This window comes from Klebsiella sp. I138 (genome assembly GCF_051131765.1).
Classification (GTDB): domain Bacteria; phylum Pseudomonadota; class Gammaproteobacteria; order Enterobacterales; family Enterobacteriaceae; genus Klebsiella.
The window spans coordinates 201860-215704 of the sequence record NZ_CP180447.1; the positions used below are offsets into that span (position 1 = coordinate 201860).

The 13845-nt window shown below is 55.5% G+C and carries 12 protein-coding genes; 10 read left to right on the plus strand and 2 right to left on the minus strand.

Annotated elements, in window-relative coordinates; translation table 11 throughout:
- Positions 1-17: 17 nt before the first annotated feature.
- The 8 genes from ACMYSK_RS00935 to purF all read left to right on the plus strand — a co-directional run bounded on the left by ACMYSK_RS00935 (position 18) and on the right by purF (position 8152).
- A complete protein-coding gene (locus tag ACMYSK_RS00935) occupies positions 18-1031 on the plus strand; it encodes an aspartate-semialdehyde dehydrogenase (RefSeq protein ID WP_434639497.1) in 1014 nt (337 codons plus the stop codon).
- Positions 1031-1843, plus strand: coding sequence for a tRNA pseudouridine(38-40) synthase TruA (gene truA, locus ACMYSK_RS00940; RefSeq protein WP_434639498.1), 813 nt, complete (start codon positions 1031-1033; stop codon positions 1841-1843). Before ACMYSK_RS00935 ends, truA begins: the two co-directional genes overlap by 1 nt.
- 148 nt (positions 1844-1991) lie before the next feature.
- Positions 1992-2651 (plus strand): DedA family protein, encoded by a 660-nt coding sequence (locus ACMYSK_RS00945; protein ID WP_434639500.1) that lies wholly within the window; start codon positions 1992-1994, stop codon positions 2649-2651.
- A 200-nt stretch (positions 2652-2851) separates the two neighbouring features.
- Entirely contained in the window at positions 2852-3766 is a 915-nt protein-coding gene (gene accD / locus ACMYSK_RS00950; protein ID WP_434643729.1) for an acetyl-CoA carboxylase, carboxyltransferase subunit beta, read from the plus strand.
- A gap of 188 nt (positions 3767-3954) precedes the next feature.
- Positions 3955-5223, plus strand: coding sequence for a bifunctional tetrahydrofolate synthase/dihydrofolate synthase (gene folC, locus ACMYSK_RS00955; RefSeq protein WP_434639502.1), 1269 nt, complete (start codon positions 3955-3957; stop codon positions 5221-5223).
- A complete protein-coding gene (gene dedD / locus ACMYSK_RS00960; RefSeq protein ID WP_434639504.1) occupies positions 5213-5914 on the plus strand; it encodes a cell division protein DedD in 702 nt (233 codons plus the stop codon). The genes folC and dedD overlap by 11 nt, the downstream gene beginning before the upstream one ends.
- 198 nt (positions 5915-6112) lie before the next feature.
- Positions 6113-6601: a colicin V production protein gene (cvpA, locus tag ACMYSK_RS00965; protein WP_004865201.1), complete on the plus strand. Its 489-nt coding sequence runs from the start codon at positions 6113-6115 to the stop codon at positions 6599-6601.
- A 33-nt stretch (positions 6602-6634) separates the two neighbouring features.
- The gene (gene purF, locus ACMYSK_RS00970) at positions 6635-8152 is read left to right on the plus strand and encodes an amidophosphoribosyltransferase (protein WP_434639506.1); all 1518 of its coding nucleotides are present in this window, start codon (positions 6635-6637) and stop codon (positions 8150-8152) included.
- A gap of 61 nt (positions 8153-8213) precedes the next feature.
- Here the strand turns inward: purF and ACMYSK_RS00975 are convergent, their stop codons facing one another.
- On the minus strand, positions 8214-10172 hold the full coding sequence (locus ACMYSK_RS00975; RefSeq protein ID WP_434639507.1) for a glycoside hydrolase family 127 protein: 1959 nt from the start codon (positions 10170-10172) through the stop codon (positions 8214-8216).
- Between the two features lie 10 nt (positions 10173-10182).
- Positions 10183-11586 (minus strand): MFS transporter, encoded by a 1404-nt coding sequence (locus ACMYSK_RS00980; protein WP_434639509.1) that lies wholly within the window; start codon positions 11584-11586, stop codon positions 10183-10185.
- A gap of 278 nt (positions 11587-11864) precedes the next feature.
- Here ACMYSK_RS00980 and ACMYSK_RS00985 point away from each other — a divergent pair, with 278 nt between their 5' ends.
- Together ACMYSK_RS00985 and ACMYSK_RS00990 are read left to right on the plus strand one after the other, a co-directional pair.
- A complete protein-coding gene (locus tag ACMYSK_RS00985; RefSeq protein WP_434639511.1) occupies positions 11865-12785 on the plus strand; it encodes an ROK family protein in 921 nt (306 codons plus the stop codon).
- Between the two features lie 30 nt (positions 12786-12815).
- Positions 12816-13823, plus strand: coding sequence for a LacI family DNA-binding transcriptional regulator (locus ACMYSK_RS00990; protein ID WP_434639513.1), 1008 nt, complete (start codon positions 12816-12818; stop codon positions 13821-13823).
- Positions 13824-13845: the final 22 nt, after the last annotated feature.

Here is a 13845-nt window from a genome sequence, read left to right on the forward strand (position 1 = left end):
CTCTGGAGTAAACCACCATGTCTGAAGGCTGGAACATTGCCGTACTGGGCGCAACGGGCGCCGTCGGCGAAGCCCTGCTCGAAACCCTTGCTGAACGTCAGTTCCCGGTGGGCGATATCTATGCGCTGGCGCGCAATGAGAGCGCGGGAGAGCACCTGCGCTTTAGCGGTAAGTCGGTGATCGTGCAGGATGCTGCCGTATTTGACTGGACGCAGGCCCAGTTGGCCTTTTTTGCCGCCGGCGTCGAAGCCAGCGCGGCCTATATTGATGAAGCCACCAACGCGGGCTGTCTGGTTATCGATCTCAGCGGTCTGTTTGCGCTGGAGCCGGACGTTCCGCTGGTTGTGCCGGAAGTGAACCCGTTTGTGCTGGCTGACTACCGCAATCGCAACGTGATCGCCGTTGCCAACAGCCTGACCAGCCAACTGCTGGCAGCGTTGAAGCCGCTGATCGATGAAGGCGGTCTGTCGCGTATCAGCGTGACCAGTCTTATCTCCGCTTCCGCGCACGGTAAAAAGGCCGTTGATGCGCTGGCGGGGCAGAGCGCGAAGCTGCTCAACGGCATGCCAATCGACGATGACGATTTCTTTGGTCGCCAGCTGGCATTTAACATGCTGCCCCTGCTGCCGGATCGTGAAGGTAGCGTGCACGAAGAGCGCCGTATCGTCGATGAAGTCCGCAAAATCCTCCAGGATGAAGGGCTGATGATTTCGGCCAGCGTTGTGCAGTCGCCGGTATTCTACGGCCATGCGCAGATGGTGAACTTCGAAGCCATGCGCCCGCTGGCGGCAGAAGAGGCACGCGACGCTTTTGCCCGCGGGGAAGATATTGAACTGTCCGCCGAGCGCGAGTTCCCGACTCAGGTCGGTGATGCGTCTGGCACCGCGCAGCTGTCGGTCGGCTGTGTACGCAATGATTACGGAATGCCTGAACAGATTCAGTTCTGGTCCGTTGCCGATAACGTGCGTTTCGGCGGCGCGCTGATGGCCGTGAAAATCGCGGAAAAACTGGTGCAGGAGTATTTGTACTGATGTCTGAGATGGAGCAGCAGCCGGTCTATAAAATCGCGCTGGGCATCGAGTACGACGGCAGCAAATATTACGGCTGGCAGCGGCAAAACGAAGTACGCAGCGTGCAGGAGAAGCTGGAAAAGGCGCTCTCGCAGGTTGCCAATGAACCGATCGGCGTTTTCTGCGCCGGACGCACCGACGCCGGTGTTCATGGTACCGGCCAGGTTGTGCATTTTGAGACTCACGCGCTGCGCAAAGACGCGGCCTGGACGCTGGGGGTAAATGCGAATTTGCCTGGTGACATCGCCGTACGTTGGGTGAAACATGTCCCGGACGATTTTCACGCCCGCTTCAGTGCCACGGCGCGTCGTTACCGTTACGTCATCTATAATCACCGCCTGCGCCCGGCGGTGTTAAGCCAGGGGGTCACGCATTATCACCAGCCTCTGGATGCTGAGCGGATGCAGCGCGCCGCCCAGTGTCTGCTGGGTGAAAATGATTTCACCTCATTCCGTGCGGTGCAGTGCCAGTCGCGAACGCCGTGGCGCAATATTATCCATATTAGCGTCACGCGATATGGCGCGTATGTGGTGGTGGATATCAAAGCTAATGCCTTTGTACATCATATGGTAAGGAACATTGTCGGTAGCCTGATGGAAGTGGGTGCCGGGAACCAGCCAGAGAGCTGGATTGCAGAACTTCTGGCGGCGAAAGACAGGAAGCTGGCTGCCGCAACGGCAAAAGCCGAAGGGTTGTATCTGGTATCGGTGGATTATCCGGCCCGCTACGATCTGCCGGTGATGCCGATGGGCCCGCTGTTTCTGGCGGACTAACATTAACCTTTATCCTTCAGGCTGCCTCTTTGTTGGCCGCATCTGAGCGTTCCGGTCGGAGAAGTCTTTCTGCGATCGGCAACGACCGGTTTGTCGTCGCACTGCACCCTGGCCGATTTTGTGTCGTGTCATTAAGGACTCATACGATATGGACCTGATTCGCTTTTTAATTGATTTCATCCTGCATATTGATGTTCATCTGGCTGAGCTGGTTGCCAATTATGGTGTCTGGGTATACGCCATTCTGTTTTTGATTCTGTTTTGCGAAACGGGTCTGGTGGTGACGCCATTCCTGCCGGGAGATTCGCTGCTGTTCGTGGCAGGCGCGCTGTCTGCACTGCCGACAAACGACCTGAACGTACATCTGATGGTGGTATTAATGGTCATTGCGGCGATTGTCGGCGATGCGCTGAACTACACTATCGGGCGGCTGTTTGGCGAAAAGCTCTTCAGTAACCCCAATTCGAAGATTTTCCGCCGTAGCTATCTGGATAAAACCCATTCGTTCTACGAGCGTCACGGTGGCAAAACGATTATTCTCGCGCGTTTTGTGCCGATCGTCAGAACCTTCGCCCCGTTTGTGGCGGGAATGGGTCATATGTCCTATCGTCATTTTGCAGCGTATAACGTTGCCGGTGCGCTGCTGTGGGTTCTGCTGTTTACCTACGCAGGCTACCTGTTTGGCGATTTACCGATCGTGCAGGAGAACCTGAAGCTGCTGATTGTCGCCATTATCGTCCTGTCGGTACTGCCAGGGGTTATCGAAATTATTCGCCACAAACGCGCTGCGGCGAAGCAGACAAAATAACTCTCCTGCCTTGATCTTCTTCGGGCAGAAGGTTGCTGCCCGAAGAGGGAAGTGTGAGCGGTACGACCACTTTTTTATCCCATGTTACGGGATGTTATGATTTAATGTGCAACATTCATGGTCTGTAAGGGTCAAAAATGGCATTATGCGCCCCTTACGACAAAACTGGCATCGACCAGGTTCAGGCAGAAAGGTTATCAATGAGCTGGATTGAACGAATTAAAAGCAATATTACTCCCACCCGCAAGGCGAGCATTCCCGAGGGTGTATGGACCAAGTGCGACAGCTGCGGGCAGGTTTTGTACCGCGCAGAGCTGGAGCGCAACCTGGAGGTTTGCCCTAAGTGCGATCACCATATGCGTATGTCGGCGCGTAATCGCCTGCATAGCCTGTTGGACGAAGGTTCCCTGGTGGAGCTGGGAAGCGAGCTCGAGCCGAAAGATGTGCTGAAGTTCCGCGATTCGAAAAAATACAAAGACCGTCTGGCGTCCGCTCAAAAAGAGACCGGTGAAAAAGATGCGCTGGTGGTCATGAAGGGCACCCTGCACGAGATGCCGGTTGTCGCAGCAGCCTTCGAATTCGCCTTTATGGGCGGCTCGATGGGTTCAGTTGTAGGCGCTCGCTTCGTGCGCGCGGTTGAACAGGCGCTGGAAGATAATTGCCCGCTGATTTGCTTCTCCGCTTCCGGCGGCGCGCGTATGCAGGAAGCGCTGATGTCGCTGATGCAAATGGCGAAAACGTCCGCAGCGCTGGCGAAAATGCAGGAACGCGGTTTACCGTATATCTCCGTATTGACCGACCCGACCATGGGTGGCGTATCGGCAAGCTTTGCGATGCTGGGCGACCTTAACATTGCTGAGCCGAAAGCGCTGATTGGTTTTGCGGGGCCTCGTGTTATCGAACAGACCGTACGTGAGAAACTGCCGCCGGGATTCCAGCGCAGTGAGTTCCTGATTGAAAAAGGGGCGATCGATATGATCGTTCGCCGCCCGGAAATGCGTCTGAAGCTGGCCAGCATTCTGGCGAAGCTGATGAATCTTCCGGCACCCAGCCAGGACGTCTCTCACGAAGGTGAGGTGGTGCCACCGGCACCGGATCAGGAACCAGAGGCCTGATAATTCAGAGGGCAGGCCTGACGGCGCTGCCCTTTTTTAATTATATGCGCCATCGTTCAAACTGCGGCGCGGCGGTAGGGTTACAGCCCCTTAGGGGCCTGGGCCATAGACAGCGCGGATGACGAGCGCAGCCGGCAAGAGGCAGTTTGAAGGATGAAGCGTATTTACCGTTAACTCTCGCGGACATCATGGAAAAAGAACCTATTCCTCAGGCCACGTCGCCCCTGGCTACGTGGCTTTCCTATCTGGAACATCTGCACAGTAAAACCATTGATCTGGGGCTGACGCGCGTGAGCGAAGTCGCCGGGCGGATGGCGGTATTAAAACCTGCGCCGTTCGTCTTCACGGTGGCGGGAACCAACGGAAAAGGCACCACCTGCCGTACGCTGGAGTCCGTGCTGATGGCGGCGGGTTACAAGGTTGGGGTGTATAGCTCGCCGCATCTGGTGCGCTATACCGAACGCGTGCGCGTGCAGGGGGCAGAACTGTCGGAAGCGGCGCATACCGCCTCTTTTGCCGAAATTGAAGCGGCCCGCGGCGAGATTTCCCTGAGCTATTTCGAGTTTGGTACGCTCTCTGCGCTGTGGCTGTTTAAACAGGCTCAGCTCGATGTGGTTATCCTTGAAGTCGGCCTGGGCGGTCGTCTTGATGCCACGAACATCGTCGATGCTGACGTGGCGGTGGTGACCAGCATTGCGCTGGATCATACTGACTGGCTGGGGCCGGATCGAGAAAGTATTGGCCGTGAAAAGGCCGGTATTTTCCGTGCAGGTAAACCGGCGGTCGTCGGTGAGCCTGATATGCCGCATACCATTGCTGAGGTCGCCGCCGAGAAAGGCGCGATACTGCTGCGACGCGACGTTGACTGGCGCTATGCCGCCGATGCGCAGACATGGTCGTTCAGCGACGGGGAGGGGACATTCGTGGATTTACCGTTGCCTCTGATTCCGCTGCCGAATTCCGCCACGGCGCTGGCTGCGCTGCGAGCCAGCCGGCTTAAGGTGAGCGATCGGGCGATTCGCGACGGCATTAAACAGGCCATGCTGCCGGGTCGTTTTCAGATAATCAGCGAGACGCCGCGCGTTATTCTCGATGTGGCGCATAATCCTCATGCGGCAGCCTGGCTCGCCGGACGTCTCAAAAGCCTGCCGAAAACGGGGCGCGTGCTGGCGGTTATTGGTATGCTGCATGATAAAGATATTGCCGGAACGCTGGCAAATCTGACGGCGGAAGTAGATAGCTGGTACTGCGCGCCGCTGGAAGGGCCGCGCGGTGCGACGGCGCAACAGCTGCAGGAACATTTACGCGCAGGAAAAGCTTACGCTGACGTCGCTCAGGCCTGGCATGCGGCCATGGCCGACGCCAGGCCGGAAGATACGGTGCTGGTGTGTGGTTCATTCCACACGGTAGCACATGTAATGGAAGAAATAGACGCGGGGAGAATCGGTGGCGAGTAAGTTTCAGAACCGTTTAGTCGGGACCATTGTGCTGGTGGCGCTGGGGGTTATTATTCTTCCAGGGCTGCTCGACGGTCAGAAAAAGCATTATCAGGACGAGTTTGCGGCCATTCCGCTGGTGCCAAAACCGGGCGATCGCGATGAGCCGGATATGCTTCCTGCGGCGACTCAGGCTCTTCCGGCTCAACCGCCTGAAGGGGCGGCTGAAGAGGTCAGGGCGGGAGACGCGGCTGCGCCGTCGTTGGATCCGTCACGTATCCCGGTTAACAGCAATAGCTTCGATGATACCCAGGACCCGGTCGTCGCGCCGAAGCCGCAGCCCAAACCGCAGCCTCAACCTCAACCTCAACCTAAGCCCCAGCAGCCGAAGCCAGTTGATAAGCCGCAGACGCAACAGGCCGTCGTGCAGACGCCGCCGGCGAAACCGGCTGAGATTCCTGCACCGACCGGCAAAGCCTACGTGGTGCAGCTCGGCGCGTTGAAGAACGCGGATAAGGTCAATGAAATCGTCGGTAAGCTGCGTTCCTCCGGGTTCAAGGTCTACACGTCGCCTTCGACGCCAGTTCAGGGTAAAATCACCCGTATACTGGTCGGCCCTGACGCCTCGAAAGATAAACTGAAAGGGCAGCTTGGCGACCTGAAACAGCTCTCCGGCCTGAGCGGTGTGGTCATGGGATATAGCCCCAACTAATCTTGCCCCTCGCCGCGCTGGTGAGGGGCAAAGCTCCTGTCTGACGCGCTTTCAGGAGGCGAAAGACAGCATGGCGTTGAATGTTTTTTCAGCGCCATTTTTATTTCTGTAGGGCACGGAAATCCCTACGCAAACGTTTTCTTTTTCTGTTAGAATGCGCCCCGAACCGGACGACAGGGCGTAAATCGTGGGATTTTTATGGTCTGGATTGATTACGTCATTATAGCGGTGATTGGTTTTTCCTGTCTGGTAAGCCTGATCCGCGGCTTTGTTCGTGAAGCGTTATCGCTGGTAACCTGGGGATGTGCTTTCTTTGTCGCCAGCCATTACTACACTTACCTGGCTGTCTGGTTCACGGGCTTTGAAGACGAAATGGTCCGCAATGGGATTGCTATCGCGATACTGTTTATCGCAACGCTTATCGTTGGCGCCATCGTCAACTATGTGATTGGCGCACTGGTAGAGAAAACCGGCCTGTCGGGTACCGACAGGGTGTTAGGGATCTGTTTTGGCGCCCTGCGTGGCGTGCTGATTGTCTCTGCGATTCTGTTTTTTCTCGATAGTTTTACCGGTATGGCGAAAAGTGAAGACTGGCAAAAGTCAGAGCTTATCCCGCAGTTCAGTTTCGTTATCAGGTGGTTTTTTGACTATCTGCAAAGCTCGTCAAGTTTCTTGCCCAAAGCATAAGCGTTGGGATGTGGCTGAACGAGGAAAAGACGTATGTGCGGTATTGTCGGTATCGCCGGTGTTATGCCGGTAAACCAGTCGATTTATGACGCGTTAACGGTGCTTCAGCATCGTGGCCAGGATGCCGCAGGCATCATCACGATTGATGCAAATAACTGTTTCCGTTTGCGTAAAGCAAACGGCATGGTGAGCGATATTTTTGAGGCTCGCCACATGCAGCGTATGCAGGGCAATATGGGGATTGGCCATGTTCGCTATCCTACGGCGGGCAGCTCAAGCGCTTCTGAGGCACAGCCTTTTTACGTCAACTCGCCGTATGGCATTACGTTGGCGCATAACGGCAACCTGACCAACGCGCACGAGCTGCGTAAGAAGCTGTTTGAAGAAAAACGCCGCCACATCAACACCACCTCCGATTCTGAAATCCTGCTTAACATCTTCGCCAGTGAGCTGGATAATTTCCGTCATTACCCGCTGGAAGCGGATAATATTTTTGCCGCGATTGCCGCCACGAACCGTCAGATCCGCGGCGCCTACGCCTGCGTGGCGATGATTATCGGTCATGGTATGGTCGCGTTCCGCGATCCGAACGGTATCCGTCCGCTGGTTTTGGGCAAACGTGATGTCGGCGACGGCCGTACCGAGTATATGGTGGCCTCCGAAAGCGTGGCGCTGGATACTCTGGGCTTCGAATTCCTGCGCGATGTGGCACCGGGTGAAGCGGTTTATATTACCGAGAAAGGCCAGCTGTTTACCCGCCAGTGCGCGGAGAATCCGGTCAGCAACCCGTGCCTCTTCGAGTACGTCTATTTTGCTCGCCCGGACTCCTTTATCGACAAAATTTCTGTCTACAGCGCACGCGTCAATATGGGCACCAAACTGGGTGAGAAGATCGCCCGCGAGTGGGAAGACCTGGATATTGACGTGGTCATTCCCATTCCGGAAACCTCCTGCGATATCGCGCTGGAAATTGCCCGTATCCTCGATAAGCCTTATCGCCAGGGCTTCGTGAAAAACCGTTACGTTGGCCGTACGTTCATCATGCCGGGTCAGCAGCTGCGCCGCAAATCGGTGCGCCGCAAGCTCAATGCAAACCGCGCGGAGTTCCGGGATAAAAACGTGCTGCTGGTGGATGACTCCATCGTGCGTGGCACCACCTCAGAACAGATTATCGAGATGGCACGTGAAGCCGGTGCGAAGAAGGTCTATCTGGCTTCTGCGGCCCCCGAAATTCGTTTCCCGAACGTTTACGGCATCGATATGCCGACGGCAACCGAGCTTATCGCTCACGGTCGTGAAGTGGACGAAATTCGACAGATCATCGGCGCTGATGGGCTAATCTTCCAGGATCTGGACGATCTGATTGATGCGGTCCGTGCGGAAAACCCGGATATTCAGCAGTTTGAATGTTCCGTATTTAACGGCGTATACGTCACCAAGGATGTGGACCAGCAGTACCTTGATTATCTCGATTCCTTACGCAATGACGATGCGAAAGCGGTGCAGCGCCAGAACGAAGTGGAAAACTTAGAGATGCACAACGAAGGCTAATTTGCCCGACTGTTGTGAAAAGCCCGCCGTCTGATGACCGCGGGCTTTTGTGTTTTTCGGATCAGGCTTCATCGACCCAAATACGCATTTCGCCTTCGCCACGGTTGGCCCAGCTAAACCACGGAATAAAGGTTAAGGTCTGTTTCTCTACCGCCGTCGGGCGATGGTCAAAGCTGTACAGCGGTTTATCCTGCCGGGCGGTCAGCACGCGAAGTCCCTCTGCCTGTAGCACTATTTTGCCCTTTAATACGCCAACGCCCTGAATTTCGCGCAGTTCGCTCTCTTTAGGTAGCGACAGATTGTGCAGTTCGGTACCGTTATCCGCCTCTTCAAGGCAGTACACCAGCGGCCCACGCTGAATAGCAACTTTACCTGCGTTGTGACGCACCAGCGGGTTGGCGTAGACCCGGCGGATGGTCATCGGTAGATGTAACGTAATGACGTCTCCCTGTTGCCACTGGCGAGTGATATGCAGATAGCCCTTCAGCGGTTCGCCCTGTGCCGCCTCGCTGTTGATGAACACCTGCGGCGCTTCACACCATTCAGGCAGACGCAGCGCCACGGTATGCGTGACTGCCTGAGAATGGGTGAAGGTAATATTGACCTCTTCGTCCCACGGGTAGTTACCGTCTATCTTCAGCGCTAATGTCTGGTCATTGATGGTGAACTGGGCTTCACTGCCGGCGTAGAAATTGATAAACAACGCATCCGGGCGCGGCGTAAACAGATAGTGACCGATGGCCACCAGCGTACGGGCGATGTTTGGTGGGCAGCAGGCGCAGCCGAACCAGCGCTGCCTGACCGGTTTAATATGATCGTAAATATGGTTATGCGGGATGCTTTTCGGGTAGGTTTCCAGCGGATTGACGTAAAAGAAGTGTTTGCCATCCAGCGCCATCCCGCCCAGAACCGTATTGTAGAAAGCGCGCTCCATCACGTCGGCGTAGTGCGCATCGCCTTCCATTTCCAGCATCCTGCGGGCGAACATCATCAGGCCAATTGAGGCGCAGCTTTCACCGTAAGCAGTGTCGTTCGGCAAATCGTAATCGCTGGTGAAGGCCTCGCCAATTCCCTGAGAACCGATGCCACCGGTAATGTACATTCTCCGCTGGACCATATTGTTCCAGATGCGCAGGCAGGTCTGGCGTTTCTCTTCGTCACGGGTCATCCGGGCGATATGAGCCAGCCCGGTCATCAGATAGACCGAACGCACGGCGTGGCCCACCGCCTGGCTTTGTTCATTCAACGGCTGGTGCGCGTGGGTATAGGCTTTATCCTTCACCATCCACGCCGGGCCCCAGTTGTCCCAGTGCCAGGTGCCACCGCGTTTTTCAAACTCAATATCGTAGTAGTACGGCTGCCGTCCGCGTTCTTCCAGAAAAAAGCGGGCCAGTTCCTGATAACGTGGCTCCCGGGTGACTTCATACAGGCGCATCAGCGCCAGTTCAATTTCCGGGTGCCCGGGATAGCCGCGCAGCTGGCCCTCGTCAGGACCAAAAACGTCGTTGATATGGTCGGCAAAGCGGCAGGATATCTCAAGCAGGCGGCGCTTGCCGGTGGCCTTGTAAAAGGCCACTGCGGCTTCAAACAGATGCCCGGCGCAATACAGCTCATGACACTCCGCAAGATTGGTCCAGCGCAGACCCGGCTCTTTCACGGAATACCAGGTATTCAGGTAGCCATCTTCACCCTGCGCCTTTGCCAGCAGTTCAATCACTTCATCGGCGGTTTTTTCCAGCGTGGCGTCAGGCTTTTGGCTTAAAGACCAGGCAACCGCTTCCAGCCACTTGGTAACGTCGCTGTCCTGAAAGACCATCCCGTAAAATTCACCCTTTTCCAGTCCGGCTGCGATGCGGTAGTTCGCCAGCGCATGGCTTGGCTCGGCGTCAGGAATATTATCGTTCAGCGCTTCCCACTGGTAGGGAATGACCACATCGCGAATCAGACGTTGGTACTCTCCCAGAAAAGGGTCGGTTACGGTAATTCGGTTCAGTTCAGCTTCGATGACATCAGACTGCATTATGTATACCTCAGGAAATTTGCGAATGTCGTAAGTGAAGATCGGTAGAAATACGTTTCATCATTGGGCCATTCAGGCGGCACTTCAGCAGACACAGCGCCAGCACCAGATGGAAAATCGCCGGAACCACGCTTTGCAGCAGGGTAATGCCCTGAACGGAGGCGGCGGTTTGGTTTCCCAGACCCGGCTGGTAGGCCACCATGATCAGGATCAGGCTGATAATGCCGCCGGATGAGGCCCAGGAGAGCTTGATAAAAAACAGGTTGAAGGCAAAGTTCATCCCGGAAGAGCGCACGCCGTTCTTCCACTCGCCGTAGTCGTCGGCGAATGCCATGATCGAGAAGTGCAGCGGCAGGGTGAAACCGAGGACTATGTTGTTGAGCAGGATGCAGGCCAGCCACAAGGTCTGATGCTGCGGGCCAGTCGGCAGAAACCACATTGCCAGGCCGAAGACCACCAGTACCAGGTTGGTGTAAAAGTACAGTTTGACCATATCAAAACGGCGGGAAAGCGGGTTCACGATCACCGCCCCGGCAATCGCCGCCAGCGTCACGACGGCAAAAAACAGCGACATAAAACCGGCGCTGCCCTCTAAAGCGTAAGAGATGAAATACATATAGCCGCCGCCACGAATACAGAGAATATTCACCAGCAGGAAGGACATCACCAGCATCATCAACAGCTGATCGTTTTTGCGCAGACCCTGCAGATGCTGACGCAGCGTAAATGTTCCCGCCAGCGACAGGGGAACGCGCTCTTTGACCCAGAAAAAGCACAATAAAAACATCACTGCACCGATGGCGCAGAGCACGGTCACGCCGTACTGATAACCCCTGGCAAGATTGCCCTGGCCAAAAAATTCCACCATCCACGGCAGACCGACGGAGACCAGGAAACCGGCAATGCCGCTGAGCACAAAGCGCCAGGACTGGCAGGACATCACCTGATCGTGACGGTTGGTCATCGCGTTAATCAGCGCACAGTAGGGGACGTTGTTGGCGGTATAGCCCACAGAGAGCAGGAAGTAGGTGCCGAAGGCCCAGGCTATCTTCATATTGGCACTCATGTCCGGCACGGTGAACGTCAGGACCCCGATGACGGCGAGCGGAGCGGCAGTCCACAGCTGCCACGGGCGAAAACGGCCCCAGCGGCTGCGTGTCCGGTCCGCGATAACCCCCATCACCGGATCGGAAACCGCATCAACAATTCGCAGAGTAAAAAACATCGCGCCAACAATGGCCGGGCTGAGGCCAAACACATCGGTGTAGAAAAACAGCAAAAAACCGCTGATTAAATCTGAGATGCAGTGACCGCCGGCATCCCCTAATCCATAACCTATTTTTTCGCGGGTGGAGAGACGTTCTCCCGCATCAACGATCTGCACATCGGTATCGAGATTATCGGCTGTAGCCATAATCAATCCTTATTTGCGTAAGCAGGCTGTGATGATCCAAAACGTCATTACGGCGTATCTCTGACGATTTTTAGTAAATGCAATGCGAGGATGAGCATAGATCTGATGCCCTGTCTGGAGATATATCCGGCGTTTACTGTTGTGATTGTGATCTTTATTTTTACTAGAAATAAATTTTTTATGTCTACTTTGATCACATAAATAAGCCGGGGAGCACACTGAACCATCGGTTGTTCGTTAAAGTACAACCACATTTACAGCAGAAAAGGTCGGCGAAAATGTATTTAGGGATGGATATTGGCGGAACCAAACTCGAAACCGTTCTTATGAGTGAAGAGGGGGATGTGCTGTGGCGTAGGCGGGTTGCTACGCAGAAAAACAGCTTTGGACAGTTCTTGCAGTGTGTGATTGAACAGGTTAAATACGCCCAGGATGAGGCGGGTAAGACCATCGGTATGGGGTTCTGCCTGCCGGGAGCGATTGAACTGAATTCTTGTTTAGTAAAAAACTCAAACATACAGGTTGTTAATGGTCAACCATTGCATGATATTCTTAGTGAATATTTTTCCCAGCCGCTTGCGGTGGTGAATGACGCCAACTGCTTTGCCCTGTCGGAAGCGACAGACGGCAGCGGAGCCGATCATCATGTGGTATTTGGCGCCATTCTCGGGACGGGATGCGGCGGTGGGATTGTCACACATCGGCGGCTTCTGACAGGGCCAAATGCCTGCAGCGGCGAGTGGGGACATAACCCATTACCTCACTATACGCCTGAATTCGATGGTGAATCCCCGGTGTGTTATTGCGGGCAGCGTCATTGTCTGGAGTCGTTCATTTCCGGAAGCGGGCTGGCCAGGCAGTTTCGTCAACGCAGCGCTCAGAATGTGACGGCGGAAGATCTTGTTAAGCAAATGCGCGAAGGGCGAGAAGTCGCCCTGGCGGTGTGGCAGCGCTACCGCGACCAGCTGGCACGCGCGTTTGCCGGGGTGGTTAATCTGCTCGACCCGGACGTTATTGTCGTGGGTGGTGGGCTGTCCTGCGTGGCCGAGCTGTATAGCGGTTTATCGGAGGAGATGGCAAAGTATGTGTTTGGCGGTCGTTGTAAAACGCCCGTGCTGGCGGCTAAATATGGTTCCAGCAGCGGTGTACGTGGTGCGGCGTGGGCGGGTAAACAGGCTTTAAATAATGGACGAGCGTGAGTATTCGCGCCAGACAGGTAAACGAGCGGAATGGTAAAAAAGACCCGAATTAAAGACATTGCAACAGCCAGCGGCGTCTCTATTGCTGCCGTTTCCCGCGCCCTGAAGGGACAACCGGGCCTTAGTGAAGAGACGCGCCAGCGGATCTTGTCCGTAGCGGAAGCTGAGGGTTACGATTTTACCCGGCTGCGCAGCGGGCGTATCAAACGGCTGTTGTTCCTGCTGCATCGCCATCATAACATCGCCAGCGCATTACCGTTTTATTCAAATGTGATGCTGGGGGTGGCCGATGCCTGCCGGGAAAATGAGATTGCGATGAGCTTTCAACCTATCGCGCCGGATGACTCGATTGCCGAAATGATTGCCTTACATCAGCCCGATGCGCTGATTTGCGCTGGCTATCTGGAAGCGGAAATACTGGCTGAGCTGCGTAAAATTGCTTTGCCCGTGGCGCTGGTCGACCTGTGGGCCGCGGATTTCCCCTGTGTGAATCCGGATAACTATCACGGCGGTTTTGTGGCTACCCGTCATCTGCTGGAGCAGGGCAGAAAGCGTATCGCGTTTCTTGGACACTCCCGCCGCCACTACAGTATTCGCCAGCGCGTTGAAGGCTACCAGCAGGCGCTCTTTGATGCCGGCATCGTGCTTCCTGAGGTGTATACGGTGGAAGTTCCCCCGGTAAAGGATATTGAACTGGCACTGGTTGAGGGGATGGAAACGTTACTGGCGCTACCTGAGCCCCCGGACGCTATCTTTGCCTATAACGATATGGCGGCCCTGGTGGCGATGCGGGTCTGCGTGCGCAAAGGACTGAACGTACCGGATGATATGGCCATCGTCGGTTTTGATGATATCGATGCCGCCGCCTGGGCCTATCCACCGCTGACCACCGTGGCAATCGATAAGCGCGAGCTGGGTCGTGATGCATTTCGTTTGCTACTGAATGATGAAGGTGAAAGAAACCTGCTGATGCCGGTGCGTCTGGTCGTGCGAGAAAGCTCCGTCAGCCGCGGCGCTCGCTTGCGTCCGGCGCTATAATCCGGCAAAGTCTGCCCCATTA